This is a genomic window from Micrococcus sp., assembly GCF_034179925.1.
In the GTDB taxonomy this organism is placed as follows: Bacteria; Actinomycetota; Actinomycetes; order Actinomycetales; family Micrococcaceae; genus Micrococcus.
The window spans coordinates 210,525-237,283 of the sequence record NZ_JAXFPG010000032.1; the positions used below are offsets into that span (position 1 = coordinate 210,525).

The 26,759-nt window shown below is 74.9% G+C and carries 23 protein-coding genes; 3 read left to right on the plus strand and 20 right to left on the minus strand.

Going from position 1 to position 26,759, the window contains the following annotated elements; all coding sequences use genetic code 11:
* Nucleotides 1-20: 20 nt before the first annotated feature.
* From SPI96_RS06690 to dinB, 17 genes are all read right to left on the minus strand, one after another.
* Nucleotides 21-821, minus strand: a complete 801-nt coding sequence (locus SPI96_RS06690) for a YggS family pyridoxal phosphate-dependent enzyme (protein WP_321081585.1) — start codon at nt 819-821, stop codon at nt 21-23.
* Nucleotides 818-1,645 (minus strand): polyphenol oxidase family protein, encoded by an 828-nt coding sequence (locus SPI96_RS06695; RefSeq protein WP_321081586.1) that lies wholly within the window; start codon nt 1,643-1,645, stop codon nt 818-820. Before SPI96_RS06695 ends, SPI96_RS06690 begins: the two co-directional genes overlap by 4 nt.
* On the minus strand, nt 1,642-2,844 hold the full coding sequence (gene ftsZ / locus SPI96_RS06700; RefSeq protein ID WP_321081632.1) for a cell division protein FtsZ: 1,203 nt from the start codon (nt 2,842-2,844) through the stop codon (nt 1,642-1,644). The genes SPI96_RS06695 and ftsZ overlap by 4 nt, the downstream gene beginning before the upstream one ends.
* Before the next feature lie 310 nt (nt 2,845-3,154).
* Nucleotides 3,155-3,994 (minus strand): cell division protein FtsQ/DivIB, encoded by an 840-nt coding sequence (locus SPI96_RS06705; protein ID WP_321081587.1) that lies wholly within the window; start codon nt 3,992-3,994, stop codon nt 3,155-3,157.
* Nucleotides 3,991-5,448 (minus strand): UDP-N-acetylmuramate--L-alanine ligase, encoded by a 1,458-nt coding sequence (gene murC, locus SPI96_RS06710; protein ID WP_321081588.1) that lies wholly within the window; start codon nt 5,446-5,448, stop codon nt 3,991-3,993. The genes SPI96_RS06705 and murC overlap by 4 nt, the downstream gene beginning before the upstream one ends.
* Nucleotides 5,445-6,575, minus strand: a complete 1,131-nt coding sequence (gene murG, locus SPI96_RS06715; RefSeq protein ID WP_321081589.1) for an undecaprenyldiphospho-muramoylpentapeptide beta-N-acetylglucosaminyltransferase — start codon at nt 6,573-6,575, stop codon at nt 5,445-5,447. Before murG ends, murC begins: the two co-directional genes overlap by 4 nt.
* A complete protein-coding gene (locus SPI96_RS06720; RefSeq protein ID WP_321081590.1) occupies nt 6,572-7,903 on the minus strand; it encodes a putative peptidoglycan glycosyltransferase FtsW in 1,332 nt (443 codons plus the stop codon). Before SPI96_RS06720 ends, murG begins: the two co-directional genes overlap by 4 nt.
* A gap of 28 nt (nt 7,904-7,931) precedes the next feature.
* Complete coding sequence (gene murD / locus SPI96_RS06725) at nt 7,932-9,491, minus strand: UDP-N-acetylmuramoyl-L-alanine--D-glutamate ligase (protein WP_321081591.1); 1,560 nt, start codon at nt 9,489-9,491, stop codon at nt 7,932-7,934.
* The gene (mraY, locus tag SPI96_RS06730; protein ID WP_321081592.1) at nt 9,488-10,615 is read right to left on the minus strand and encodes a phospho-N-acetylmuramoyl-pentapeptide-transferase; all 1,128 of its coding nucleotides are present in this window, start codon (nt 10,613-10,615) and stop codon (nt 9,488-9,490) included. Before mraY ends, murD begins: the two co-directional genes overlap by 4 nt.
* A 2-nt stretch (nt 10,616-10,617) precedes the next feature.
* Entirely contained in the window at nt 10,618-12,135 is a 1,518-nt protein-coding gene (locus tag SPI96_RS06735; protein WP_321081593.1) for a UDP-N-acetylmuramoyl-tripeptide--D-alanyl-D-alanine ligase, read from the minus strand.
* Nucleotides 12,132-13,862 carry a UDP-N-acetylmuramoyl-L-alanyl-D-glutamate--2,6-diaminopimelate ligase gene (locus tag SPI96_RS06740; protein WP_321081594.1) on the minus strand — a complete coding sequence of 577 codons (1,731 nt, stop codon included), beginning with the start codon at nt 13,860-13,862 and terminating at the stop codon, nt 12,132-12,134. The genes SPI96_RS06735 and SPI96_RS06740 overlap by 4 nt, the downstream gene beginning before the upstream one ends.
* A gap of 74 nt (nt 13,863-13,936) precedes the next feature.
* On the minus strand, nt 13,937-15,754 hold the full coding sequence (locus SPI96_RS06745; RefSeq protein WP_321081596.1) for a penicillin-binding protein 2: 1,818 nt from the start codon (nt 15,752-15,754) through the stop codon (nt 13,937-13,939).
* The gene (locus SPI96_RS06750) at nt 15,754-16,350 is read right to left on the minus strand and encodes a hypothetical protein (RefSeq protein ID WP_321081597.1); all 597 of its coding nucleotides are present in this window, start codon (nt 16,348-16,350) and stop codon (nt 15,754-15,756) included. The genes SPI96_RS06745 and SPI96_RS06750 overlap by 1 nt, the downstream gene beginning before the upstream one ends.
* A 20-nt stretch (nt 16,351-16,370) precedes the next feature.
* On the minus strand, nt 16,371-17,366 hold the full coding sequence (gene rsmH, locus SPI96_RS06755; protein WP_321081598.1) for a 16S rRNA (cytosine(1402)-N(4))-methyltransferase RsmH: 996 nt from the start codon (nt 17,364-17,366) through the stop codon (nt 16,371-16,373).
* A 151-nt stretch (nt 17,367-17,517) separates the two neighbouring features.
* Entirely contained in the window at nt 17,518-17,949 is a 432-nt protein-coding gene (gene mraZ, locus SPI96_RS06760) for a division/cell wall cluster transcriptional repressor MraZ (protein WP_321081599.1), read from the minus strand.
* 306 nt (nt 17,950-18,255) lie between these two features.
* Entirely contained in the window at nt 18,256-18,633 is a 378-nt protein-coding gene (locus SPI96_RS06765) for a DUF3040 domain-containing protein (protein WP_321081600.1), read from the minus strand.
* A gap of 75 nt (nt 18,634-18,708) precedes the next feature.
* A complete protein-coding gene (gene dinB / locus SPI96_RS06770) occupies nt 18,709-20,055 on the minus strand; it encodes a DNA polymerase IV (protein WP_321081601.1) in 1,347 nt (448 codons plus the stop codon).
* 147 nt (nt 20,056-20,202) lie between these two features.
* On the opposite strand from dinB, the gene SPI96_RS06775 reads away from it, so the two are divergent.
* Complete coding sequence (locus SPI96_RS06775) at nt 20,203-21,324, plus strand: polyprenyl synthetase family protein (RefSeq protein ID WP_321081602.1); 1,122 nt, start codon at nt 20,203-20,205, stop codon at nt 21,322-21,324.
* Between the two features lie 27 nt (nt 21,325-21,351).
* Here SPI96_RS06775 and SPI96_RS06780 read toward each other — a convergent pair whose 3' ends face one another.
* Entirely contained in the window at nt 21,352-21,741 is a 390-nt protein-coding gene (locus SPI96_RS06780) for an Rv2175c family DNA-binding protein (protein ID WP_414601921.1), read from the minus strand.
* Between the two features lie 173 nt (nt 21,742-21,914).
* Between SPI96_RS06780 and SPI96_RS06785 the strand changes: the two genes are divergently transcribed.
* Both SPI96_RS06785 and SPI96_RS06790 read left to right on the plus strand, forming a co-directional pair.
* Nucleotides 21,915-23,201 (plus strand): LysM peptidoglycan-binding domain-containing protein, encoded by a 1,287-nt coding sequence (locus SPI96_RS06785; protein ID WP_321081604.1) that lies wholly within the window; start codon nt 21,915-21,917, stop codon nt 23,199-23,201.
* A 64-nt stretch (nt 23,202-23,265) separates the two neighbouring features.
* Nucleotides 23,266-24,546: a protein kinase domain-containing protein gene (locus SPI96_RS06790; protein WP_321081605.1), complete on the plus strand. Its 1,281-nt coding sequence runs from the start codon at nt 23,266-23,268 to the stop codon at nt 24,544-24,546.
* Here SPI96_RS06790 and SPI96_RS06795 read toward each other — a convergent pair.
* Entirely contained in the window at nt 24,512-25,912 is a 1,401-nt protein-coding gene (locus SPI96_RS06795; RefSeq protein ID WP_321081606.1) for a class II 3-deoxy-7-phosphoheptulonate synthase, read from the minus strand. The genes SPI96_RS06790 and SPI96_RS06795 overlap by 35 nt on opposite strands.
* Before the next feature lie 115 nt (nt 25,913-26,027).
* Nucleotides 26,028-26,741 carry a lysophospholipid acyltransferase family protein gene (locus SPI96_RS06800; protein WP_321081607.1) on the minus strand — a complete coding sequence of 238 codons (714 nt, stop codon included), beginning with the start codon at nt 26,739-26,741 and terminating at the stop codon, nt 26,028-26,030.
* Nucleotides 26,742-26,759 lie beyond the last annotated feature (18 nt).

The window sequence follows — 26,759 nt, forward strand, 5'->3', positions numbered from 1 at the left end:
GACGGGGCGCCCGGACCACGTTATCCCACGGCGGCGCCGCGGGCCCCCAGGATGTCCGATCCGATCCGCACGTGTGTCGCCCCGGCACGCACGGCTGCCTCGAGGTCCGCGCTCATGCCCATCGACAGCGCCCCGGCCCCCGGATGGGCCCGACGCAGCCGTGCGGACAGCTCGGCCAGACGCCCGAACGCCTGCTCGGGGTCCACGCCGCGCGGGGCCACGCACATCAGTCCGCGCAGCCGCAGGCCGGGGGCCTGCACGATGCGGTCGGCGAGGGTCTCGACGTCCGTGGGGGCGGCGCCGCCGCGGGGGCCGATGCCCTCGGGGCGCAGCTCGTCGGGCCGGTCGTCCACGTCCACCTGCACGAGGCAGTCCAGGTCCGGCAGGGCGGTCTCGGGGGTGCGCTCGCGCCGCACCGTGACGGCCCGGGAGAGGGCGTCCACGAGCTCGGCGCGGTCCACCGAGTGCACGGCGGCGGCGTAGCGGACCACGTGCTTGGCCTTGTTCGTCTGGAGCTGGCCCACGAAGTGCCAGCGGGGCCCGGAGGCTCCGAGCGCCTCGGCCACCGCGGCGGCCTTGGGGCGGGCCTCCTGGTCCCGGTTCTCCCCCACGTCCGCGACGCCGAGCCCGGCCAGGCGCAGCACGTCCTCGGCGGGGTGGGTCTTGGTCACGACGACGAGCTCCGGCTCGTCCGTGCGGCCTGCAGCGGCCGTGGCCTCGCGGATGCGTCGGCGCACCCCCTCGAGGCGCTCGCGCAGCTCGGCGGTGCGCGGGTCCTCCGCCGGGGCGGAGGCGGGGCTCGTGTGCGGGGTGTCGGTCATCGGGCTCCTGCCTCTGCGGTCTCGTTCGGGCTCGTCCACACGAGCCCGGCGAAGCGGCCGCGCCCGGGCTCGCGGCGGTGGGAGAACACGCGCGGGTCCTCCAGCGTGCAGGCCCGGATCCGCTCGACGGCCACGCCTCGGGCGCGCAGCACGGCCTGGGCGCCCGCCGGCAGGTCAAGGGCCGGGGTACCCCAGGAGGTGCTGGAAGCGGTCTCGGGGATTCGAGCGACGGCCTCGTCCCGCATCCCGGCGGGCACCTCGTAGCAGCGGCCGCAGACGGCCGGGCCGATCCACGCCTTCATGCCGAACGCCTGGCTCTGCCCGGTCGGCCGCAGGGCGGCCAGCGCGTCCACGGTGGCCTCGAGGACACCGTCGAGCAGTCCGCGGCGGCCGGCGTGGGCCATGGCGATGGCACCGGTGCGGTCGTCCACGAGCACGACGGGCAGGCAGTCGGCCACCATTACCGCCAGCGGGCGGGAGCCGTCGGGGCTGACGGCGGCGTCCGCCACGGGCGGGGCGGCGTCCTCGCGCAGAGCACCCGGGGCGGCCGTGACGACGTCGACCCCGTGGACCTGCTCCAGGTACAGGGTGGAGCCGTGGGGCACGCCCATGGCGTCCTCCAGCCGGTGGCGGGAGGCCGCGACGCCGGCCCGGCCGACCCGGTCCTCGGGGGCGAGCACGTGGAAGCCGAGGTTGCCGGCGTCGACGGATGACCACGCCACATGGGTCCGGCGGCCGTGCCGGCCGGTGGGCAGGTCCTCACGATGCACGAAAGGGCCGGAGGGGGCCGGAACGGTCCCCACCGGCCCTCCCGCGACGGTCACTTGAGGAAGTCCGGCACGTCGAGGTCGTTCGAGCCGGCGCCGAGGTCCGGCTCCACCACCGGCGGCAGGTCCTTCTGGGGGCGGGCCTGCTGGGGGGCCGCCTGCTGCTGGGCGTGCTGGGGGGCGATCGGCACGGTGCCCGGCACCGAGGTGCGCTGCGGCGCGGCCTGCTGGGGGGCGGGCGGCTGCGGAGCCGACTGCTGCGGGGCGGCCTGCTGCACCGGCTGCGGGGTGGCCGGAGCGGAGGTGGCGTCCACCTTGTCGAAGCCGGCGGCGATGACGGTGACGCGCACCTCATCGCCGAGGGCGTCGTCGATGACCGCGCCGAAGATGATGTTGGCCTCGGGGTGGGCGACCTCCTGGACCAGGCGGGCGGCTTCGTTGATCTCGAACAGGCCGAGGTCGGAGCCGCCCTGGATGGACAGCAGCACGCCGTGGGCGCCGTCGATGGAGGCCTCCAGCAGCGGGGAGGCGATGGCCAGCTCGGCGGCCTTGACCGCACGGTCCTCGCCCTGGGCGTGGCCGATGCCCATGAGGGCGGATCCTGCCCCCTGCATCACGGACTTCACGTCCGCGAAGTCGAGGTTGATCAGACCCGGGGTGGTGATGAGGTCGGTGATGCCCTGCACACCGGAGAGCAGCACCTGGTCGGCCTGGCGGAAGGCGTCCATCACGGAGACGTTGCGGTCCGAGATGGACAGCAGGCGGTCGTTCGGGATGACGATCAGGGTGTCGACCTCGTCGCGCAGCGCGTCGATGCCGGCCTCGGCGGACCCGGCGCGGCGGCGGCCCTCGAAGGTGAACGGGCGGGTGACGACGCCGATGGTCAGGGCGCCCAGGGAGCGGGCGATGCGCGCGACGACGGGTGCGCCGCCGGTGCCGGTGCCGCCGCCCTCGCCGGCGGTGACGAAGACCATGTCCGCCCCGCGCAGGACGTCCTCGATCTCCTCGGTGTGGTCCTCGGCGGCCTGACGGCCGACCTCGGGGTTGGCGCCAGCCCCCAGACCGCGGGTGAGCTCACGGCCCACGTCCAGCTTCACGTCGGCGTCCGACATGAGAAGCGCCTGAGCGTCGGTGTTGATCGCGATGAACTCCACACCGCGGAGCCCCACCTCGATCATGCGATTGACGGCGTTGACGCCGCCGCCGCCGATGCCGACGACCTTGATGACGGCCAGGTAGTTCTGGGCTGCAGCCACGGTGTCCATTCCCTCTGCGTAGAAGATGTGGGTGAGGCGCACCGGACCGTCCGCCCCACCGGGTTCATGGCGAGGTCGAAGGACGCGTGCGCGCGTGTTCGACCCCCACCGTACTGGGCCGGACTCGCCCAGTGCAAAGAAATCCGCACGGTGTTGCGCCTGGCGTCGCAGATCCCTCGACCTTGACGTGAAACTTGAGCATGGGGCCGTCGCCGTACGGGAGGCCCATGGGCACGGCCCGGACCCCTCCGGAACCTTCAGGTTCGAGTAGAGCTCGAATGGTGGGGCGCCCCGGCGGGGCCCGGACGGCTCAGCGGGTGAGAGGCCGCTCCGGCACCGAGACGTCCAGCTCGGTGACGCCGGCCAGCGGCCCGCGCGGACCGGTGTCCGTGAGGAACGCCTCCACCACCGCGGCCTTGCGCTCGCGCTCCCGGGCGTCGCCCCAGACCACCACGGGGCCCTCCACCAGGGTCAGGCGGACCACCTCCGCCGAGGGGGCCTGGACCGAGCGCACCTGCGCACGCAGATCTTCCGGCAGTCCCGAGAGCACCAGAGCAGCAGAGGCCCGTGAGCCGGGCGGCCCGGAGAGCAGAGCGGGGTCAGCCTCCGGAAGCGTGCGCCCGCCCAGGGCCCGGTCCACACGGTCGGCCGGCACCCCCGCCAGCACCGAGCCGTCCTCGAGCAGGACGTCCACGCCGGCGTCGGCGGCGCGGCGGGCCACCGGGGCGTGCTCGCCCACCCGCACCTCCAGCTCCGACGGGGGCTTGGCGGTGGACTCCACGGACGCCAGCCCGGCCACGCCCACCAGCAGGTCCTCGACCCTGCCCTGGCCCACCCGGGTCAGCGGAGTGCCCTGCAGCGGCTCGAGGCGACGCTCGACCTCGGCCCGGTCCACGAGGGCGGTGCCGCTCACGGCGATCCGTTCGATCGCGAACACGGGCGAGAGGAACAGCAACCAGCCCAGGGCCAGCGCGAGGGCGAGGGCACCGGCCCCGACCGCCAGACGACGAGCCCGGCGCTGGGCCGCGCTGCGACCCGGGAAGCGGACCACCGTGGACCCGGCACCGGCCACGGGCCCCGCCGCGGCCGGGGCACCGCGGCGGGGCCGACGCCCCTCAGCCCGGCGACCCTCGGAGCGGCGCCCGCTCACGCCGGGGCAGACCCGCCGAGGCGGGCCACGAGGTCCGGGCCGAGGGCCGTGATGTCACCGGCGCCCATCGTCAGCAGGACGTCACCGGGGGCGGCGCCGTCGGCGAGCTCGGCGACCGCCGCGGCGGGGTCCTCCGCGACGGCCCGGTCGGCCGGATCGGCGGTGGTCAGCGCGCGGGTGATCAGGCCGGCGTCGACCCCCGCGATGGGCTCCTCACGGGCCGCGTACACCGGCAGCACCCGCACCCGGTCCGCCCCGGAGAGCGCCTGGGCGAACTCGGCGGCGAAGTCCCGGGTCCGGGAGAACAGGTGGGGCTGGAACAGCACATGCACGCGGTGCCCCTCCGCCACAGCGCGCGCGGCGGCGACCGCGGCGGCCACCTCGGTGGGGTGGTGGGCGTAGTCGTCGAACACCCGCACCCCGCGGCCGCTGCCGCGGTACTCGAAGCGCCGAGCCGTGCCCCGGAACCGGGCCAGGCCCTCCACGGCGGTGGCGGCCGGCATCCCGGCGGCCACGGCCGCGAGCACCACGGCGGCCCCGTTGAGGGCGTTGTGCCGGCCGGGCACCTGCAGGCGCACCTCATGGGCCTCCCCGGCGAGCGTGAAGCGGGCGCGCTGGCCCACCCCGGACTCCCCCGGATCCACCACGAGGTCCGAGACCAGCAGATCCGGCTCGACGCCGTCGCGCGGCCCCGTGCCGTAGGTGAGCACGCGGGCCCGGGAGCCCTCCCGCGCCCAGGCCGCGAGCGCGGCCGCGCCGGGGTCGTCCAGGCAGGCCACCAGGGCGCCGCCGTCGGCCACGGAGGGCAGCCCGGCGGTGAAGGTGCGGAACACCTCATGCACGGCCTCCTCGGTGCCATAGTGGTCGAGGTGGTCGGCCTCGACGGTGGTCACCACGGCCACGGTGGTGGGGTAGTTCACGAGCGTGCCGTCGGACTCGTCCGCCTCGGCGAGGAACCACTCGCCGCCGCCGGCACGGGCGTTCGTGCCGAGCCCGGCCACGGCGGCGCCGACGGCGAAGGTCGGGTCCCAGCCGGCCTCGGTGAACACGACGGCGGCCATTGAGGAGGTGGTCGTCTTGCCGTGGGTGCCGGCCACGGCGAGCACCCGGTGCCCGCGCATCGCCAGGGCCAGGCCCTCGGAGCGGTGCAGGACCCGCAGGCCGCGGGCCACGGCGGCGTCGTGCTCCGGGTTGCCGGGCCCGGCGATGGAGGAGGCGATCACGGTGGTGACGTCCTCGCCCACATGGGCTGCGTCGTAGCCGACCGTGATCCGCGCCCCGCCCTCGGCCAGCTGCCGCATGACGGGCAGGTCCTTGGCGTCGGAGCCGGAGATCGCGATCCCCTGGTCCTGGAGGATCCGGGCCACACCAGAGACGCCGACGCCCCCGATCCCGAGCAGGTGCACACGTCCGAGGTCCTGCAGGGCCTCGCCCTCGCGTCCGGTCGTGGTCATCGCCGTGCTCCTTCCGCGGCCGCCTCGCGCACGAGCTCGGCCATCGTGGTGTCCGCGTCCCGCACCCCGAGACGCGCGGCCGCCCGCCCCATGGCCGCCAGGCGGTCGGGGTCGTCGGCCAGGGGGATCAGCTCGCGGCGCACCCAGTCCGCGCCGAACGCGTCGTCGCGCACGAGCAGGGCGCCGCCGGCGTCCACGACGGGCCGGGCGTTGAGGGCTTGCTCGCCGTTGCCGACCGGCAGGGGCACGAACACCGCGGGCAGGCCGACGGCGGCCACCTCGCACACGGTGCCGGCCCCGGAGCGGGCCACGATCAGGTCCGCGGCCGCGTAGGCGTGCTCCATCCCGTCGAGGTACTCGCGCTGGTGGTACCCCTCGCGCTCGAGGCGGGCGCCGGCGTCGTCGGTCAGCTCCTTGCCGCGCCCGGTCAGGTGGAACACCTGCAGCCCGGCGTCGAGCAGGTCCTCGAGGCTGTCCCGGACGGCGCGATTCACGTTCAGGGCGCCGGAGCTGCCGCCGGTGACGACGATGGTCGTGCGTTCCGGGTCCAGGCCGAGCGCGAGGCGGGCGGCGCGGCGCTTGGACGCGCGGTCCAGGCCGGAGATCTCCGGGCGCATCGGCATGCCCACCCAGCGGGCCCCCCGCAGGGGGGTCTCGGGCAGGGCCACGCCCACACGGGCGGCACGCCGGGCACCGATCCGGTTGGCCAGGCCCGGCTTCGCGTTGGCCTCGTGCACCACCACGGGCACCCCGGCCCGTGCGGCGGCCAGGTAGAGCGGGGTGGCCACGTAGCCGCCGACGCCGACCAGCACGTCCGCCTGGCGGCGGCGCAGGATCTCAGCGCCGGAGGCGACCGCCCGGCGCAGGCGGCCGGGCAGGCGCAGCAGGTCCATGGAGGGCCGGCGCGGCATCGGCACGCGCTCGACGAGGTCGAGCTCGAACCCGGCCTCGGGCACCAGGCGGGTCTCCATGCCGGAGGCGGTGCCCACCATGGTGCAGACCGCCGGGCGGGCCGGGTCGGACTGCAGGGCGCGGGCGATCGCCACCATCGGCGAGATGTGGCCGGCGGTGCCGCCGCCGGCGAGCACCACCCGCAGCGGGCGGTCGGTCGCGTCAGGGGTGGTCATCGGGACTCCTCCGGTCGGGTCGGGACGGGGCCGGTGCCGCGCACGAGGGGCAGCGGGGCGGTGTCGGCGTCCTCCTCGCCGATGTCCGACGGCGGCGCGTCGGGTCCGGTCTCGGCCGCGCGGCGGCGCTCGTGGCGGGCGAAGGAGAGCACCACGCCGACGCCGGCCAGTGCCAGCGTCAACGCGGAACCACCATAGGAGATGAACGGCAGCGGCACGCCGATCACGGGCAGCAGGCGGGTGACCATCGCGATGTTCACGAACGCCTGCCCCACCAGCCACATGAGAATCCCCCAGGTGGTCAGCCGGATGAACGTGGAGTGGGTGCCCGAGGCCACCCGGTACATGCCCACGGCCAGCGCCGCGAAGGCCACGAGCACGGCCAGGGTGCCCAGCAGGCCCATCTCCTCGCCGAGGATCGTGAAGATGAAGTCGTTCTCGGCCTCGGGGATGTAGCTCCACTTCTGGCGGGACCCGCCCAGGCCCTGGCCCAGCCACCCGCCGGAGGCGAGGGCGTCGATGCCGTGGCTGGGCTGGAAGCAGGGGTCCGAGGCGTCGGAGCAGTCCCCCATCCAGGCCCTCACACGCACCAGGCGGTGCCCGGCCAGCAGCGTCATCAGGGCGCCGCCGACCCCGACCACCGCGGCGAAGGCCCAGAACACCCGGCGGTTGGTGCCGGCGATGAACAGCACCACGCCGAGGATGGAGGCCAGGATGATCACGGTGCCGAGGTCACTGCCGACCATCACCAGCGCGATCAGCAGCCCGCCGACCGGCAGCACGGGCAGCAGCGCATGCGGCACCTGGGTGATCAGCCGCCCCTTGCGCTCGAGGACGGCCGCGGACCACAGGGCCAGCGCGAGCTTGGCGGCCTCGGAGGGCTGGGCGCGGAAGCCGGCGATGTCGAGCCAGTTCCGGTTGCCGTTGACCTCCACGCCCAGCGGGGTGAACGCCACGAGGGCCAGCAGCAGGCCGGCCAGGCCCAGCGCCGGCCACGCCAACGCCTTGAGCCAGCGCAGGGGCGTGAAGGTCAGCCCCACGAGCACGGCGATGCCCACGAGCGCCCACATCCCCTGGCGCTGGAACAGCCCGTAGGAGCCGGCCGAGGTGCCGATGGCCTCCACGGAGGAGGAGGACAGCACCATGGTCAGTCCGAGCACGGTGAGCACGGCGGTGCTGCCGGCGATCAGCACCGTGGACAGGTCCAGCATGCGGGGGCCCTCGAGCCGGCGCCACAGGGTGGCCAGGGGCCCGGCGGTGCGGGGCCGGCCCCGCCCCGACGCGCGGGTGCGGGTCGGTGCGGACGTGCGGGTGGCGGTGGCCGGCATGGTCCTCCTGGGGGCTGTGGTGGGCGGGTCAGTCGGCGTCGACGTCCCAGCCATGCTCGCGCATCAGGGCGGCGACGGCGTCGATGAACGCCTCACCCCTCTGGGCGTACGAGCGGAACTGGTCCATGGAGGCGGCGGCGGGGGCCATGAGCACGGTGTCCCCGGGCCGGGCGAGCTCGTCGGCCAGGCGCACGGCGGCGGCCATAACGGCGGCCCCGTCCTCCGATCCGGTGCCCTCGACGTCAGTCAGGGGCGCGTGCACGGGCACGTCCGGGGCGTGGGCGGCCAGGGCCGCCCGCAGCGGGGCGGTGTCCCGGCCCAGCAGCACCACGGCGCGCAGGCGGCCGGCATGGGCGGCCACCAGCTCGTCGTAGGTGACGCCCTTGGGCAGCCCCCCGGCGATCCACACGATCGAGGTGAACGCGGCCAGGGAGGCGTCCGCGGCGTGCGGGTTCGTGGCCTTGGAGTCGTTGATCCACATGACGTCGCGCGAGGTCGCCACGAGCTGGATGCGGTGCTCGCCGCGGTCGTAGGCGCGCAGGCCCGCGGCCACGGCCTCGGGGGCGACGCCGACGGCACGGGTCAGGGCGGCGGCCGCGGCGGCGTTGGCCACGGTGTGGCGGGGGGCCACCGGGCCGAGGTCGGAGCGCTCGGCCAGGGCCACGGCCTCGTGGCGGCGGTTCTCCACGAACGCCCGGTCCACGAGGATCCCGTCCACCACGCCCACGTCCGAGAGCCCCGGGGTGTCCGTGGTGAAGCCCACGGCCCGGCAGCCCTCCTGGACGTCGGCCCGCTCCACGAGGGCGCGGGTGAGCGGGTCGTGCTCGTTGAACACGCACGCCACACGGGTGTTCTCGTAGACCCGGCCCTTCGCGGCGGCGTACTCCTCCATGGAGCCGTGCCAGTCCACGTGGTCCTCAGCGACGTTCAGCACGGCCGAGGAGGCCGGGGCGAGCCCGTGGGTCCAGTGCAGCTGGAAGCTGGAGAGCTCGAGGGCGAGCACGTCGTAGCCCTCAGGGTCCCGGATGGCGTCCAGCACGGGGGTGCCCACGTTGCCGCACGCGATCGCGCGGCGCCCGTCGGCCCGGAGGATGGCCTCGACCATGGTCACGGTGGTGGTCTTGCCGTTGGTGCCGGTCAGGCACACCCACTCGGCCGGGGTGCGCCCGGCGCGCTCGCGCAGCCGCCAGGCCAGCTCCACGTCCGACCAGATCGGCAGCCCGGCCGCGTGCGCGGCCATGAGCAGCGGCTGGTCCGGGCGCCAGCCCGGGGAGGTGACCACGAGGTCGGCGGGCTCGCCGGCGACCAGCGGCAGGGTCGTGGCCGCCTCCTCCGAGAGCAGGACGTCGGCGACGCCGACGATCCGCAGGGTGTCCGCCTTGGCGCGGTTCTCCGGGCTGTCGCGGCCGTCGACCACCACGACGACGGCCCCGAGCTCGACCAGGGTGTCCGCGGCGGAGAAGCCGCTCACCCCCAGACCGGTGACGACCACGCGCAGGCCGCGCCAGCCGGCGTCGTCCCAGGACTGCAGGCCGCGGGTGCGCTCGGAGTCGGCCACCGGGCGGGTCACGGGGGTCGGCGCGCTCATGCGCCGGCCCCCTCGAACACGTCGTGCTGGAGGAGCCACTCGCCGTAGAACAGGGCGAGCGCGGCCATCACGCACATGAGCGCGATGAGCCAGAAACGGACCACCACGGTCACCTCCGCCCAGCCCTTGAGCTCAAAGTGGTGCTGCAGCGGGGCCATGAGGAACACGCGCCTGCCGCCGGAGAGCTTGAAGTAGCCGACCTGGATGATCACCGAGGCGGTGATGGCCACCATGAGCCCGGCCAGAAGCACCACGAGCAGCTCCGTCCGGCCCAGGATCGCGAAGCCGGCCAGGGCGCCGCCGAGGCCGAGGGAGCCGGTGTCGCCCATGAAGATCTTCGCCGGGGAGGTGTTCCACCAGAGGAAGCCGAGCAGGGCGCCGGTGAGCACGGAGGCCAGCAGGGCCAGGTCCATGGGGTCGCGGACCTCGTAGCAGCCCTCGACGGCGGGGCCGGCGCAGTCCTGGTTGGCCTGGAACAGGGACATCAGCACGTAGGCGCCGGTGACCATCGCGGTGGCGCCGGTGGCCAGCCCGTCCAGGCCGTCGGTGAGGTTCACGGCGTTGGTGGTGGCCGTGGTGATCAGGTTGGACCAGACCACGAACAGGACCACGCCGAGCACCGGCCCGGCGAAGGCGAGGTCGAGCCACGGGATGTCCCGCACCCAGGAGATCGCCGTGGACGCCGGCGTGCGCCCGCGGCCGTCCGGGAAGTTCAGCGCGAGCACCGCGAAGGCGGTGCCGATCAGCGTCTGCAGGATGATCTTGCCCCGCGGGGTGAGCCCGAGGGACTGCTGCTTGGTGATCTTCGTGAAGTCGTCCACGAAGCCCACGAAGGCCATCCCCACGGTCAGCAGCAGCAGCAGCCACCCGGAGGCGGTGGGCCCGGCCAGGGGGCTGCCCAACAGTGTCAGGACCCCGTGGGTGATCAGGTACCCGAGCACGAGGACCGTGATGAACACGAAGCCGCCCATGGTGGGCGTGCCGCGCTTGGTCTTGTGGGTGGTCGGGCCGTCGTCGCGCACCATCTGGCCGTAGCCGCGCCACACCAGGAAGCGGATGAACAGCGGGGTGCCGAAGAGGGTCAGGACGAGGCCGACGACACCGCCGACGAGCAGGCCGATCACGGTCAGGACTCCTTGGGGGTCGGGGTGGTGGCGGGGAGGGCGGGACGGTCCCCGCCCCGGGCGAGGCGCTCACCGAGGGCGGCGAGGCCGACCCCGTTGGACGACTTCACGAGCACGATGTCGCCGGGGGCCAGGTGCTCGGCCAGGAAGGCCTCCGCCTGGTCGAGGTCGTCCACGAAGTGGGCCTCATCGCCCCAGCTGCCCTCGTTGAGGGCGCCGATGTACAGCGGACGGGCGCCGGCGCCCACCACGAGCAGCTGGGCGATGTTCAGCCGGACCACGGCCTCCCCCACGAGGGTGTGCTCGCGCACGCGCGCCTCGCCGAGCTCGAGCATCTCCCCGAGCACGGCCCAGGTGCGCCGGCCCGAGGTGCGCCCGAGCGTGGCCAGGGTCCGCAGCGCGGCCCGCATCGACTCGGGGTTGGCGTTGTAGGCGTCGTTGATCACGGACACGCCGTCCGGGCGGTCCGTGCGCTCCATGCGGAAGCGGCTGGTCGGCCCGAGCCCGTCGAGCACCCGGGCGATCTCGGCCGGGTCCATGCCCGCGGCGCCGGCGGCGGCCGCGGCGGCGAGCACGTTCGAGGCGTGGTGCAGCCCGGTCAGCCCGGAGGCGAGACGGTGCCGCGGGGCGTCCATGTCGGCGCCCATCTGCAGGTCGAACACGGGGTGCTCGCCCTCGTCCGCGGTGAGGTCCCGGGCGAGTACCAGCCCGGCGGCCTCGCCACGGGCCACGGAGGCACCGGCCTCGCGGGCGCCATCCTCCTCGGTGGAGAACCACGTCAGCGGCGCGGACGTGCGCGCGGCCATCGCGGCCACCTGGGGGTCGTCCCGGTTGAGGATCGCAACGCCGTCGGGCCCGAGGGCCTCCATGAGCTCGCCCTTGGTGCGGGCGATGTTCTCCACACCGCCGAAGCTGCCGGCGTGGGCGGTGCCCACCATGAGCACCACCCCGATGTCCGGGGCGACGATGTCGCAGAGGTAGGAGATGTTGCCCACGTGGTCGGCGCCCATCTCCACCACGAGGTAGCGGGTGTCCAGAGCGGCGCGGAAGACGGTCAGGGGCACCCCGACCTCCCCGTTGAACGAGCCCACGGGGGCCACGGTGGGCCCCTGGGTGGCCAGCAGCACCGCCAGCAGGTCCTTGGTGGTGGTCTTGCCGGCCGAGCCGGTGATCCCGATGACCGTGGTGGGCGAGTGCTCGCGGATGCGCCGCACGACCTCCCTGGCCAGGGCCCCCAGGGCGAGGACGGCGTCCTCCACCACGATCGAGGGGTGCCCGGTGCCGTCCGGGGCGCTGGTCTCACGCTCGGCCAGGACGGCGACGGCGCCGGCGGCCAGGGCCGCATCGATGTAGTCGTGGCCGTCGGCGTGCTCGCCGGGCTTGGCGACGTACAGCACCCCCTCGCCCTCCACGTCGCGGGAGTCGGTGGTGACGTGGACGAGGACGAGGTCCGGGTCCAGCGTGTCGGCGAGACGGCCGGAGACGGCCTCGGCGACTTCGGATGCGGTGAGAGCGATCATGACTCGTCGACCTTACCCTCGGCGCCCGTGGGCATGAGGCGGCCCGCCGCGGCGAGGGCCTCACGCAGGGCGACGCGGTCGTCCAGCGGCACGGCGACGCCGTCGTAGTCCATGGCGGTCTCGTGGCCGCGGCCGGCCACGAGGATCCCGTCCTCCGGTCCGGCGAGCTCGACGGCGCGGCGGATCGCCTCGGCGCGGTCGCCCACCTCCTCCACCAGCACGGTGCGGCCCGTGGCGGCGGCCCGTTCGGCCTCCTCCCGGGCGCCGGCGAGCACCTGGGCGCGGATCGGCGCGGGCGCCTCGGAGTGCGGGGTGTCGTCGGTGACGATCACGACGTCGGCGTGCTCGGCCGCGATCCGCCCCATCACCGGGCGCTTGGTGGCGTCGCGGTCGCCGGCGGCACCGAAGACGATGAGCGTGCGCCCGGCCCGGCCGGCGGCGGTGCGGGCATCGGCCAGCGAGCGGAGCGCCTGGACCATGCCGTCCGGGTTGTGGGCGAAGTCCACCACCGCGTCCGGCTCCCGGCCCACGACCTCCATGCGCCCGGGCACGGCCGCGGCGAACGGCCCCTGGCCGGCCGGGACGTCGAGCACCTCGCGCAGCGCGTCCAGGTGTTCCTCCCCCAGCGCCTCGAGCACGAGCAGGGCGGCCAGCGCCGCATTGGCCACGTTGAAGCGGCCGGGCAGGCCCACCGAGGCCGGCAGGGTGCGACCCGAGGCGCGGTGGCGCAGGATGAAGCGGTGGCCGAGGCCGTCCGGCAGCAGATCGGTGACCTCCCAGTCCACGCGCGCCTGCGGGGCCTCACGCTCCAGGGAGCCCGGGTGCGGGCCGGCCGGGCCGAGGGCCAGGGTGGTGGTCGGGGCCTGGGCGGACTCGGCCATGGCCACGCCCCAGCGCGGGCCCTCGCCGCCGTCGAGGACGACCACCGCGTGGGCGGTGCGGCCGGCGTCGAACAGGCCCGCCTTGGCCTCGGCGTAGGCCTCCATGGACCCGTGCAGATCCAGGTGGTCCTGGGTGAGGTTCGTGAAGCCGGCCGCGGCGTACCGCAGCCCGGCGATGCGCCGGTACTCCACCGCGTGGGAGGAGACCTCCATGACGGCGGTGTCCACGCCCTCCTCCCGCATGAGGGCCATCAGGGCGTGCAGCTGAGTGGACTCGGGGGTGGTGAGTGTGGAGGGCACGGTGCGGTCGCCCGCGCGGGTCAGGATGGTGCCCACGATCCCGGAGGACCGGCCCAGCGCCTCGATCAGCGAGGCCGCCAGGAAGCTCGTGGTGGTCTTGCCGTTGGTGCCGGTCACACCGATCAGCCGGGGCCCGGCGTCGAAGCCGCCGCCGTACACGCGGGAGGCCACCGCCCCGGCGGCGTCCCGCACGGAGTCCACCTCGAGCACGGGCACCTGCGGCCCCCGGCGGAGGAGCTCGACACCCTCGGCGTCCGTGAGGATGCCCGCCGCACCGGCCTCCAGCGCGGCCGCGGCGAACGCGGCCCCATGGGCGCGGGCCCCGGGCAGCGCGAGGTAGAGGTCCCCGGCGCCGACCACGCGCGAGTCCAGTGCGACGCCGGTGACCGCAGGGCCCTCGGGCCCGTGGACGTGCACGGGCCGCCCGGCCGCCGTGAGCGCGGCGACCAGCTCGGACCACGCCACGGGCTCGACGTGCGCGGGACGGAAGGCGCGGTCCTGCTCCCGGGGGGTGAGCGCGGGGGTCGGTTCGGCGGCGTCGGTCATGGTCGGGGGCTCCTGCACGGGGGCTGAGGGGATCGGGCGGGGGTGTGGGACGGGGTCCGTCGGGGGCATGGGGCTCACCACGGCCGGTCCTGGGGGTCCTCCGCGAAGACCTTGTAGTCGTGGGGGGTGTCCCCGGTGGCGGGCACGTCCGCCTGCCGGAGCATGTGCTCCATGATGCGGGCCGAGGCGGCCGCGACCGCCGGGGACCCGCTCATGGGCGAGCGGTGCATGGACACCGACACCACGAACCGCGGGTCGTCCAGGGGTGCCACGGAGGTGAACCCGTAGTTCAGGCCGTCGTAGCGGCCGGACTCCCCCGCCACCTGGGCGGTGGAGGACTTGCCGCCCACCCGATAGCCGGGGATCGCCGCCGCCGGGCTGGTGCCGCGGGTCACCACGGTCTCCATGGCCCGGAGCATCTGCCCGGAGGTCTCCTCGGAGACCACCCGGTGCTCGGAGCGGTCGGTCGGCTCCCAGCGGTGCTCGGCGCCGTCGGCGTCAATGGTGGCGTCGATCAGCCGGGCCGGCCGGTACACCCCACCGTTGGCGAGGGTCTGGTAGATCTGCGCGGTGTGGAGCGTCGTCACCGTGTAGCCCTGGCCGAAGGTGGTGGTCAGGCGCTGACGCCCGTCCCACTGCTCCGGCGCGGCGAGCGTGCTGCGCGCCGGGTTGGGCAGGCCGAGGTCGATGGGCGAGCCGACGCCGAACGAGCGCATGTAGTCGTAGCGCTGCTGGTCTGAGATCTCCCGGGAGACCTCGATGGTGCCCGTGTTGTACGAGCGCGCGAAGATGCCCGCCACCGTCATCTCGTAGGTGGCGTGCGGGGAGGAGTCGCGGATGGGCGGCTGCCCCTCGAGGGCGATGTGGTCCGGCACGGTGTACACGGACTCGGCGGTGACATCCGTGGAGTCGATCGTGGCCGCCAGGGTCAGGGCCTTGCCCGTGGAGCCGGGCTCGTAGGGGGTCTCCACGGTGGTGGAGCGGCGGAACCGGGCCTCGGTGGCCCCCGGGTCCGCCGGGTCCACGGAGGTGGAGTCGGCCACGGCCAGCAGGTCGCCGGTGCGCACGTCCATCACGACGGCGCTCGCCCACTCCGCCTGGTGGGCCTGGGCGAGCGCGGCGACCGTCTCCTGGGCGAACCACTGGGCGTCGGCGTCGATGGTCAGGCGCACGTCGGCGCCGTCGACCGCGGGCGTCTGCTCCGAGACGCCGTTGGGGATGCGCACCCCGTCCGCGCCGACCTCGTAGGTGCGGGTGCCGGCGGTGCCGGCCATCGTGGCGTCCTGGCTGAGCTCGAGGCCCTCGAGCGGCTGGCCGTCGGAGCCCATGAAGCCCAGCAGTCCGCCGGCCACGGCCCCGTTGGGGTAGGTGCGGCGGTCCACCGGCTCGGCCACGAGTCCGGGCACGTGCAGAGCCACGGCTCGGTCGCGGACCTCGGGGGTCACCGAGCGCTTGAGCACCGCGTACGGCTGGGTTCCGACGGCGGCGGCCCGCAGGTCCTCCTCGGACATGTCCAGGACCTCCGCCAGCGCGCCGAGACGGGAGTCGACGTCGACCAGCACGGTGCGGCCCTGCTCGCGGTCCCACTCGTTGAAGTCCTTGACAAGGCGCTGGTCCACGACGATGTCGTAGCGGCGCACGCTGGCGGCCAGCACGGTGCCGTCGCGGTCCAGGATGGACCCGCGCTCGGGCCGGATCTCCTGGGTGCGCAGCCGCTGCTCCATGGCGCGGGTGGCCTGCCCGTCCGGGTCGATGCCCTGCACGAAGACCAGGCGCATGCCCAGGATGGTGAGCAGCCCCAGGAGGATCAGCATCACGAGGCGCGCGCGGGCCACCGGGTACCCGGGGGCGGGGCCCACGGTGGAGCCGCGGGAGGCGACGGGGCCCGGCATCAGCGGTCGGATCCCCCGGACCGGGCCGGGCGGGAGGCGTCCGCGCCGCGGTCCGGGGCGGCCGACGGCTCGGAGGTGCGCGGCGCGGGGATCTCCCCCTGGGCGGCGTCCTGGCCGGAGACGCCCTGACGGACGGCGTCCGCGTTGGCCGGCGGGGCCACGAAGGTCGCGGAGACCTGCTCCGAGCGGCCCCCGGCGGGCGCCTCGGTGACGGCCCCGGTGGCGACGTCGATGGTGGAGGTGCCGCCGGAGGTCACCATGCCGAGCGCGTCGGCCCGGGCCGCGAGGTTCTGCGGGGCCTGGAGGTAGCCGACCTGCTCGGCCAGGCGCTGGTTGGTCTCGCTGAGCTCGGCCTGCTGGCGGCGCAGATCCACCAGCTCGTACTGGCGGTTGGACATGGAGATGTTGAGCACCAGTGCAGCGGCCAGGGCAGCCAGCACCAGGGACAGGCACAGCAGGACGGTGCGGGGCCAGGTCGAGGCCTGCGGCGCGGGCACCACGGACAGCGGCGTGCGCTCCTGGCGGGTGCTCGAGGGCACGGCACCGGGGCGGACCGGGGTAGGCAGTGTGTCCTCGATCCGCGCGTGTGCGCTCATGCCCGTCTCCTCATACGCCGTCATGCGGTGGTCCTCGACACCCTGATCTTCTCAACTGCACGCACCTTCGCCGAGGAGGCGCGGCGGTTCTCTTCGATCTCCTGCTCCGTGGGGCGCTCGGTGCCCCTCGTGAGCATGCGCACCACCGGCTCGTGCTCGGGCAGGACCACCGGGAAGCCGGGGGGCGCCGTGGAGGTGGCCCACTGCACCAGGTGACGCTTGGCGATGCGGTCCTCGAGGGAGTGGTAGCTCATCACCACGAGGCGGCCGCCCACGTGGAGGGCGTCCAGGGCGGCGGGCATGGCGCGCTCGAGGATGTCGAGCTCCTCGTTGACGGCGATGCGCAGGGCCTGGAAGGTGCGCTTGGCCGGGTGGCCACCGGTGGCACCGGCAGACACCGGGACGGCCTCGCGGATGACCTCCACGAGACGGCCGGTGGTGGTGATGGGCGCCTGCTCGCGGGCGCGGACGATGGCCCGGGCGATCGGCCCGGCGAAGCGCTCCTCGCCGTCGCGGCGGATGATCCGTCGCAGCTCGGCCTCGTCCAGCTCGGCCACGAGGTCCTCGGCCGAGCGGGCGGCCGTGGTGTCCATGCGCATGTCCAGCGGGGCGTCGTAGGAGTACGCGAACCCGCGCTCCCGGTCGTCCAGCTGGTAGGAGGAGACGCCGAGGTCGTAGAGGGCGGCGTCCAGGCCCTCGGCACCGGCCTCGGCGAGGGCCTGGGGGACCTCGTCGTAGGTGCCGTGGAAGGGCACGAGGCGCTCGGCCAGCGGACCCAGGCGCTCGGCGGCCATGGCGAGGGCGTGAGGGTCGCGGTCCACGCCGATCACGCTCAGGTCCTCGAAGCGCTCGAGCAGGGCCTGGGTGTGGCCGCCCATGCCGAGGGTGCCGTCCAGGGCCAGGGGGGCGCGGCCGGCGGCGCGGGCCGCCTCGATGCCGGGCGCGAGCAGGTCGACCACGCGGTCGCGCATGACCGGGATGTGCCGGTCCTCGGGGCGCGGCTCGGAGCGGTCCACGGATCCTCCTCCTGCTCACGTGCGGATGGTCGCCGTCCGGCGGGATCCCCATCCGTCCGCCGCTGCGCCTGGCCCAGGGGAAGGCGGGTCAGGTGCGTCGGCGTCGGCTGGAGGTCTCGCCCGGCGGCTGCTGGGCGGGGTGGTCGGGCGGTCAGAGGATGCCGGAGAGGACGTCCTCGTCGGTCTCGGAGAACACGGCCTCCTGCTCGGCCAGGTAGCCGTTCCAGGCGGCGGAGTCCCAGATCTCGACCCGGGTGCCCGCTCCGATCACGGTCACGTCCCGGTCCAGGCCCGCGTACGTCCGCAGCGGCGCCGGGACGGTGATGCGACCCTGCTTGTCCGGCGCCTCGTCCGAGGCCCCCGACAGGAAGACGCGGATGTAGTCCCGCGCCTGCCGTGAGGAGAGCGGTGCCGCCCGCAGCTGCTCGTGCACCCGCCCGAACTCCTCGGCGGAGAACACGTACAGGCACCGCTCCTGCCCGCGGGTCAGGACGAGCCCCTCTGCCAGCTCCTCACGGAACTTGGCGGGGAGGATCAGGCGGTACTTCTCGTCGAGCCGGGGGGTGTACGTCCCGAGGAACACGGCACCCCCTGGCTCGGCGGACGGCCCGTCCCGACCGGAGACGGGCCACTGCTCTCTTCTGCGCTCCACTTTACCCCACTTCCCTCCACCGGCAACCGATCCGGGGGCGCGGCGCGGCGCCGGCGCGCCGCGGCGGAGCGCCCCCGAGACGCACATCGGCCCCGTCCCGGTGGGGACGGGGCCGACGACGGCGCCACGGGACCGCCGGAGGACGGCGGCGGAGGGGCGTGGGGCCCCTCGGTGGAGGAGGGTGGAGTGCCCCGGTGGAGGGAGGTGGAGGGCCCGGCGCGGGTCGGTGCCGGGGGGTCAGCGCTGGGGGCGGTTGCGCTCGTCCCAGTCCCGTTCCAGCCGGGCCATGAAGGAGTCGCCGGAGCACCCCGGACGGGGGGCGGCGGACCCGGCGGCGGCAGGGGCCTGCGGGGTGCGGGCGCCGGAGGTCAGGACGAACACGCCCGCGCCGAGCACGAGCACACCCAGCACGCCGACGATGAGCAGGTGGGTGCTCACGCCCACCAGGACGACCGCCAGACCGGCCAGGGCGAGGGCCACCCCCAGGACGATGCGGCCCACGGGGACGCGGCCGGGGGTCTGGGAGCGCATCTGTGTGGCCAGCCGAGGATCCTCGGCGTGGAGCTGGCGCTCGAGGTCGTCCAGCATCTTCTGTTCGCGCTCGGACAGTGGCACACGCGCTCCTTCGCTCGACGGCGCGGCGGGCGCGCCCCCGGCAGGGAGCCGGGTCGGGCCCAGGATAGTGGGGCCTCAGCCAGATGCGCCAGGGTTCCCAGGCCTGCCCCCGCGACCCGCCGGGCCCGGCAGGCCCGTGCCGGGGCGACCGGCCGGCGTCGTGGGCGGGCGGCCGGGCAGCAGCGAGGCCGGGCGCACCGCGGCCCCGGGGAAGCGACGCGCGACGGCGTCGGCCGCCTCCTCGGCGCGGGTCCACTCCCCCGCCCCGGGGGTGTCCTCGGGGCCGCCGAAAAGCATGCCCTGCTCGGGCGCCGCCGAGGCGCGGTCGAGTCGCTCGGCGCGCACGCCCACGAGGCGCACGGGATGGGGGCGCTCGTCGAGCAGGTCCGTCATGAGCGCCCGAGCCGGGCCCACGAGGTCCTGGCCCGCGGCGGTGGGCCGGGGCAGGCGGGCGGTGCGGCTGCGCACGGACCCGTCCGGGGCCTTGAGGCGGACGGTCACGGCCCCGGCGCGCACCCCCTCGGCCCGCAGGCGCCCGCCCACGTGGTGGCTCAGGCGCAGCACCTCCCGGGCGAGGACGCGGCGGTCGGTGGGGTCGACGTCGAAGGTGTGATCCGCGCCGAGGCTCTTGGCCGCCGCCCGCGGGGCCACCGGACGGGGGTCCACACCCCAGGCCAGCTCGTGCCAGGCCACCCCGGGGGCGCCGAACCAGGCGCGCAGGCGGGCCGGGTCCGTGGCGGCCAGCTCCCCCACGGTGCCGATGCCGCGCACGGCCAGGCGCCGGGCTGCCTGCGGACCCACACCCCAGAGCCGGCCGACCGGCAGCGGGTGGAGGAACTCGAGGGTGCGCGCTGGCGGCACCAGCAGCAGGCCGTCCGGCTTGGCCGCGGTGGAGGCCATCTTGGCCACGAACTTCACGCATGCCCCGCCGACCGTGCACGGCAGCCCCAGCTCCCGGCGCACCCGCGCGCGCACCAGGTGGGCCACCTCCTCGGGCGGGCCGAGGCGTCGGCGGGCGCCGGCGACGTCCAGGAAGGCCTCGTCCACGCTGAGCTGTTCGAGCACCGGGGTGACCGTGGCGAACAGGGCCATCACGGCGGCGGAGACCTGCCGGTACAGGCCCTGCCGGGGCGGGATCACCTCCAGGGGTGGGCAGAGACTGCGGGCCTGCACCAGGGGCATGGCGGAGCGGACGCCGTAGGCGCGGGCCTCATAGGAGGCCGAGAGCACCACGGAGCGGCCCGAGGGATGGGCGACGACGGCGGCCCGGCCGGCCAGGTCGGGACGGTCGCGCAGCTCCACGGACAGGAAGAAGGCATCCATATCCACATGGAGGATGCTCGGCTCCGGCCGTGCCGGCGGGGCCGAGGGCGCAGGGGCGGACCGTGGAGGCACGCGGCGAGGCTCGGGGATGCTCGGCATGCCTCGAGCCTAGTGAGGCGGCGGCATCCGGTGAGACGTCGAGCCACGTGAGGGCGACGGGCCCCGTGAGGGCATGGAACACCCCCGTGAGGGCATCGAACACCCCCGTCAGGGCATCGAGCACGGTGCCGCCGCTAGGGTGGGCGCATGTCCACCGCCTCCCCTTCACATCCCGCCCCGTCCTCCTCTCCGGACCAGGAGGCCCACCGCGCGGCGGTCGACGCCCGGATCTCGGCCGTGTTGGACGCGGCTGCCGAGCGCGCCGGTGCGATCGACCCGGCCGGGGTGCCGCTCGTGGACGCCTTGCGCCGACTCTCCTCCGGGGGCAAACGGCTGCGGGCGATGCTGGCGTGGACGGGCTGGCGGGCGGCCGGCGGGGCACCGGAGGCGGCCCGAGCGGTGGAGGTGGGCGCGGCGGTGGAGCTGTTCCAGACCGCAGCGCTCGTACACGACGACATCCTCGACCGCTCCGACACCCGGCGGGGCATGCCGAGCGTGCACCGGGACTTCGAGGCCCGGCACCGGGCACAGCAGTGGCGGCACGACGCCGAGCACTTCGGCACGGCCGCGGCGATCCTCGCCGGCGATCTCTGCCTGGCTCTGAGCGACGAGTCCTTCGCCCGGGCTGTGGCCGGCTCCGCACGTGAGGACCGCGCCCGGGCCGAGGCTGAGCGCATGCGCTTCGAGGTGATGGTGGGCCAGTACCTGGACGTGCGCGCCGAGATGGCGCCACCAGCCGGGGACCCGGCCGAGGCGCTGCGGGCCGCGGCCGCCGTCGTGGAGTTCAAGTCGGCGCGGTACACCGCGGTGCACCCCTTCGCGCTGGGTGCGCTGCTGGCCGGGGCCGACGACGCCCTCGTGGCCGCCGGTGAGCAGGTGCTGCTGCCCTTCGGGCTGGCGTATCAGTACCGGGACGACCTGCTGGGCGTGTTCGGGGACCCTGAGACCACGGGCAAGCCGGCCGGGGACGACCTGCGCGAGGGCAAGCGCACCGTGCTGGTGGCCCGGGCCCAAGCCCTGCTGCCGGCCGAGGAGGCCGCCGCGCTGGACGCCGACCTCGGGGACCCTCGGCTCAGCGAGGAGTGCGTGCACCTGTGGCGCCGTCGTCTCGAGCAGGTCGGCGCCCGCTCGGAGGTCGTCGAGGACATCGGGGCGCTTTCGGCTCAGGCCCTGGAGGCGCTGGAGGCGCTGGCCTCGGCCGGCGCCCCGGTGGAGGTGTGCCGGGAGCTGGACGCGCTCATCCGGCGGTCAGCCGGCCGAGCCACCTGAGCCCGACGGCCAGGCCGGGCGGCTGACTCACCAGGCCAGGGCCTGGGCGCGGCGGCGCACCTCCGTCTTGTGGCCGTCGCGGAGCAGGTCCACGGGGCGGCCCGGCAGCGAGTCGTCCGGGGTGAACAGCCAGCGCAGGGCCTCGACGTCGCTGTAGCCGGCGTCCCGCAGGAGCACGAGGGTGCCGCGCAGGGGCTCGAGGACCCCGGTCTCGGTGAGGAAGGCGGCGGGCACCGCACGCACGGGCGGATCGGCGCGGCGCACTGCCAACAGGCGGCCGTCCTTGACGAGGTTGTGCACGCGTGTGACGAGGATGTCGAGGTGCTCGGCCACGTCCGGGAGTGTGACCCACTCGCCCACGAGGGCGTCGAGGTCGGCGGAGATGGCGTCGGAGGGGGCAGGTTCGGGGGTGCTCACCTGCGCCACTGTACGCGGCGGGGTGGGGTCACAGACGGACCCGGATTTACGGAAAGGTCACGGAGCGATAACATCGCGGTGGCCGTTCCCCCGTTCCCGGGGTCCGGCCGCGGACCTCCCGTCCGCGCTTCCCCGCTGCCATGCCCGCATGACCCTGGATGTCGAGGTCCCCTGTGTCTGTCTCCGCCCGCACCCCCGCCCGCCCGCGCGCCGTCCGCACCGCTGTGGCGGCCGCCGCCCCGCTGATGCTCCTCTCCGCTCTGCCGGCCCAGGCCCAGGCGGCCCCGGCCATCCACACTGTGCGCGCTGGGGACACCATGTCCGGCATTGCCCACGCCTATGGTCAGGACCTGAACGGGCTGCTGCGCCTGAACGGGCTGCGCTACGAGTCCGTGATCTACGTGGGTGACGTCATCCGTCTCCAGGACCAGGCCGCACCGGCCCGCCGCCCCGCAGCGACCGCCCGTGCCGCCGCTGCCGCCCCCACGGCGCGGACCTCCACGGCTCAGACCCCCACGGTCACCGTGGCCCGCGGCGAGGGCTGGTGGCAGCTGATGCGCCGCACCGGCGTGCCCATGGCTGAGTTGCAGCGCCTGAACGGGATGACCGTGGCCGACATGCTCCACCCGGGCATGGTGCTGCGCACCGCCTCGACTGCCACCGCCCCCGCGCAGGCCGCCACGACGCCGGCCCCGACGCCCCGTACCGCGGCTCCCGCGCCGCGCTCCACCGCCTCCGCGCCCCGCGCCGTCGCACCGGCCCCCACCCCCACGGTGGCACCTGCGGCGTCCGGCACCGTGGTCCGCTACACGGTGGTGGCCGGGGACTCCCCCTGGGCCATCGCCCAGCGCTTCGAGATCCCCCTGGAGCGCCTGCGCTCCCTCAACGGCCTGACCCGCACGTCCGTGCTGCACGTGGGCCAGGAGCTCGTGATCTCCGACGGCGCCCTGCCCGTGGAGACGGTGTCCGTGACCGGTCCGATCGGCTCCACCTTCCTCACCTACACCTACCCCTCGCACGTGACTGCCTCGGCCAACGCGAACCTGGCGCTGCTCAAGTCCGCTCCGCAGCCGACCCCGGCGCAGATGCAGCAGATCGTTCGCGAGACCGCCCTCCGCCACGGCGTGGACCCGGCCCTGGCCCTCGGCCACGCCTACACCGAGTCCCGCTTCCAGCACGACGTCGTCTCCCCCGCGAACGCGATCGGCACGATGCAGGTGATCCCCGTGGCCGGGGAGTTCGCCTCGGACCTGGTGGGCCGCGCGCTCAACCTGCTGGACCCGTACGACAACGCCACCGCCGGCGTCGTGCTGATCCGTTACTTCCAGTCCCGCACCCCGTCCCTCGAGCTCGGCATCGGCGCCTACTACCAGGGCCTGGGCGGCGTGACCCGCGACGGCCTGCGCGCCGACACCGTCACCTACGTGGCGCGGGTCAAGGCCGCCGCCAAGATGTTCTGAGCGGAGGGCCCACCCCCCGTGGACGGCGCCGGATGCTCCCGGCGCCGTCCTCTACCCTGGACGGGTGAGCAGCACCCGCCGTGACCCCCTGGTCGGAGACGTCGTCGACGGCCGCTACCAGGTCCTCGCCCGTGTGGCCCGCGGCGGCATGTCCACGGTCTACCGTGCCCTCGACCTCCGCCTGGACCGCGAGGTCGCCCTGAAGGTGATGCACGAGCACCTCGCCGAGGACCCAGCCCTGGTGCACCGCTTCGAGCGCGAGGCCAAGACCGCTGCCCGGCTGTCCCACCCGCATGTGGTGGCCGTGCTGGACCAGGGCCACACCGTGGGCCCCGAGGGCGACGTGATCGCCTACCTCGTGATGGAGTTCGTGCCCGGGCGCACCCTGCGCGCGGTGCTGCGCGAACAGGCCCCGCTCAGCCCGGCCCGGGCTCTGCGCCTGCTGCGCCCCGTGCTCGATGGGCTGGCCGCGGCGCACCGCGCCGGCCTGGTGCACCGGGACGTCAAGCCCGAGAACGTGCTGGTCCGGGACGACGGGCGGGTGACCGTCGCCGACTTCGGCCTCGCCCGGGCCGCCACCGGCCACACCTCCGCCGGGCAGGCCGTGCTGGGCACCCCGGCCTATCTCGCCCCCGAACACATCCTCGGTGAGCCCTCCGACGCCCGCGCCGACGTCTACGCGGTGGGGATCATGGCTTTCGAGATGCTCACCGGCCGCCAGCCGTACACCGCGGACACGGCCCTGCAGGTGGCGTACCGCCACGTGAACGAGCGGGTGCCGGTGCCCTCGACCCTCACGCCCGGACTGCCCGAGCGGATCGACGACCTCGTGCTCTGGTGCACCGAGCCGGACCCGGCCGACCGTCCCGCCGACGCCACGGTGCTGCTGGAGGCCGTGGACCGGCTGCTCGCCGAGCTCGGCCCCGTGACGAACGGGGCGGACGGGGCCAACAGGGAGGACGAGGCGCCCACCACGGTGCTGCCGCCCGTGGCCCTGACCGCGGCCCTGCCGACGACGCGCGGGGCCCACGCCGCCGTCGGGCCCGAGACGGGTCACGAGACCCAGCCCAAGACCGAGCCCGAACCCGAGACCGAGCAGGCCCCCGCACCCTCGCAGCGGCAGGCCCGGCGCGCGGCACGCCGCCCGGCCCTCACGCTGGGGGCAGGGCGGCTGCGCGCGTTCGCGATCGGCCTGGCCGTGACGCTCCTGCTCACGGGCGCGGCGCTGCTGCTGGGCTGGGGCCTGGGCTCGGGTGGACTGACGCGCGCGGCGGCCCCGCCCGAGGGCGGGGCGGCCGCGGCGCCGGTGCTCAGCGACCTCCGGGGTGCGCCAGCGCCTCGGTGACGGCGAACGCCATCTCCAACGACTGCTGGTGGTTCAGGCGGGGGTCGCAGAGCGTCTCGTAGCGCTCGTTGAAGTCCGCCTCGAGCACGTGCTCGGCGCCGCCGAGGCACTCGGCGACGTCGTCGCCGGTGAGCTCCACGTGCATGCCGCCCGGATGGGTCCCCAGCGCACGGTGCACCTCGAAGAAGCCGCGCACCTCGTCCATGACGTCGTCGAAGCGGCGGGTCTTGTAGCCGTTCTCAGCCGTCACGGTGTTGCCGTGCATGGGGTCGGTGACCCACACCGGGGTCAGGCCGGCGTCGCGCACGCCCTCGACGATGCTGGGCAGGACGTCGCGGATCCGCTCCGCACCCATGCGGGTGATGAAGGTCAGGCGGCCGGGCTCGCGGTTCGGGTCGAGCTTCTCGGCGAGGGCGAGGGCGTCGACGGCGGTGGCGCTCGGGCCGAGCTTCACGCCGATGGGGTTGCGGACCCGGGAGAGGAAGTCCACGTGGGCGCCGTCCACCTCACGGGTGCGCTCGCCGATCCACAGGAAGTGCGCGCTCGTGGCGTAGGGGTCCCCGGTGCGGGAGTCGGTGCGGGTCAGGGCCCGCTCGTACTCCAGCAGCAGGGCCTCGTGGGCGGAGTAGAACTCGGTGCGGCGCATCGCCTCGAAGTCCACGCCGGCGGCGTCCATGAAGCGCACGGCGCGGTCGATCTCCGCAGCGGTCTCCTCGTACTGGGCGTAGGCCGGGTTCTCCATGAAGCCTTTGTTCCAGGCGTGCACGCTGCGCAGGTCGGCGAACCCGCCCTGCGTGAAGGCGCGCACGAGGTTCAGGGTGGAGGCGGCGGTGTGGTAGGCGCGGACCATGCGCCGGGCGTCGTGCCGACGGGCCTCGGGGGTGAACTCGAAGCCGTTGACGATCTCCCCGCGGAAGCTCGGGAGGGTGACGCCGTCGCGGGTCTCGGTGTCCGAGGAGCGCGGCTTGGCGTACTGGCCGGCGATCCGGCCCATCTTCACCACCGGGGTGGAGGCACCGTAGGTGAGCACGGCGGCCATCTGCAGGATGGTCTTCACGCGGGCGGAGATCCGGTTGGCGGTGGACCCGGCGAAGGTCTCGGCGCAGTCGCCGCCCTGCAGCAGGAAGGCCTCCCCGCGGGCCACCTCGGCCAGGCGCATGCGCAGCACGTCCACCTCACCGGCGAACACGAGCGGCGGCACCTGGGCGAGCTCGGCCAGGGCGGCCCGGTGCTCGGCCTCGTCGGACCACTGCGGGGCCTGCCGGATGGGCAGCTCACGCCACGCGTCGAGGGAGGGGTCCTTGGCGGGCCCCTCGGACGTCGCGGTGCCGAAGGCCAGGATCTGGTCGCGGGGGTCCTCAGTCATGCCATCAGCCTATAGGGAGCCGGCACCCCGCCCCTGACCCCCATGACGCCCCACGGCCAGCGCCGACGACGTCGGCTCCGCACCCCACGCTCGCCGTGCACCCCACGCTCGGGGCTCAGGCCTCGGCGGCACCCTTGGGCGGCACGGCCACCCGGCCGGACTTCACGTCCGCGGCGTAGGCGTCCACGTACTCCTGCCCGGAGAGACGACGGATGGCCTCCATGATCTCGTCCGTGACCTCGCGCAGCACCCGGTGATCATTGACGCTCTCCGCGCGGCCGGAGAAGTCCAGGGGCTCACCGAAGATCATGCCCAGCCGGCGGATGGAGGGCAGTGTGCGGCCGATCGGCTGGACCCTGTCTGTGCCGATCATGGCGATCGGCACCACGGGGGCGCCCGAGGCCAGGGCGAGCTTGGCCACGCCGATCTTGCCGCGGTGCAGCCGGCCGTCGGGGCTGCGGGTTCCCTCCGGGTAGATGCCCAGCAGCTTGCCCTCGCGGAGGCACTCGAGGCCGGCGTCGAGTGAGCGCAGGGATGCGGCCCCGCCGGAGCGGTCCATGGGCAGCTGGTTGGTGGCCTCGAAGAAGCGGCGGGTGAGCCAGCCGCGGGCCCCGCGCCCGGTGAAGTACTCCTTCTTGGCGAGGAAGTGCACCTGGCGGTCGAGCATGGCGGGCATGAACACGGAGTCCGAGACGGACAGGTGGTTGCTCGCGAGGATCGCGGCGCCCTCCTCGGGCACGTTGGACAGGCCCTTGACCCACGGCCGGAAGAGCAGGCGCGTGGCGGGTGCGACGACGAACGTCCGGGCGGACCAGTAGAACGTGGACACGGCGGGGCCTTCCCTCGA

What these genes read in the sequence shown, in the direction of transcription:
- SPI96_RS06740 (WP_321081594.1), bottom strand. Translation starts at nt 13,862, where the DNA reads ATGACCGACGCCGCCGAACCGACCCCCGCGCTCACCCCCCGGGAGCAG.
- dinB (WP_321081601.1), bottom strand. Translation starts at nt 20,055, where the DNA reads ATGCCGAGCATCCCCGAGCCTCGCCGCGTGCCTCCACGGTCCGCCCCT.
- murD (WP_321081591.1), bottom strand. Translation starts at nt 9,491, where the DNA reads ATGAGCGCGCCGACCCCCGTGACCCGCCCGGTGGCCGACTCCGAGCGC.
- SPI96_RS06720 (WP_321081590.1), bottom strand. Translation starts at nt 7,903, where the DNA reads ATGCCGGCCACCGCCACCCGCACGTCCGCACCGACCCGCACCCGCGCG.
- murG (WP_321081589.1), bottom strand. Translation starts at nt 6,575, where the DNA reads ATGACCACCCCTGACGCGACCGACCGCCCGCTGCGGGTGGTGCTCGCC.
- SPI96_RS06690 (WP_321081585.1), bottom strand. Translation starts at nt 821, where the DNA reads ATGACCGACACCCCGCACACGAGCCCCGCCTCCGCCCCGGCGGAGGAC.
- SPI96_RS06735 (WP_321081593.1), bottom strand. Translation starts at nt 12,135, where the DNA reads ATGATCGCTCTCACCGCATCCGAAGTCGCCGAGGCCGTCTCCGGCCGT.
- SPI96_RS06795 (WP_321081606.1), bottom strand. Translation starts at nt 25,912, where the DNA reads ATGACTGAGGACCCCCGCGACCAGATCCTGGCCTTCGGCACCGCGACG.
- SPI96_RS06775 (WP_321081602.1), top strand. Translation starts at nt 20,203, where the DNA reads ATGTCCACCGCCTCCCCTTCACATCCCGCCCCGTCCTCCTCTCCGGAC.
- SPI96_RS06750 (WP_321081597.1), bottom strand. Translation starts at nt 16,350, where the DNA reads ATGAGCGCACACGCGCGGATCGAGGACACACTGCCTACCCCGGTCCGC.
- murC (WP_321081588.1), bottom strand. Translation starts at nt 5,448, where the DNA reads ATGACCACGACCGGACGCGAGGGCGAGGCCCTGCAGGACCTCGGACGT.
- SPI96_RS06745 (WP_321081596.1), bottom strand. Translation starts at nt 15,754, where the DNA reads ATGCCGGGCCCCGTCGCCTCCCGCGGCTCCACCGTGGGCCCCGCCCCC.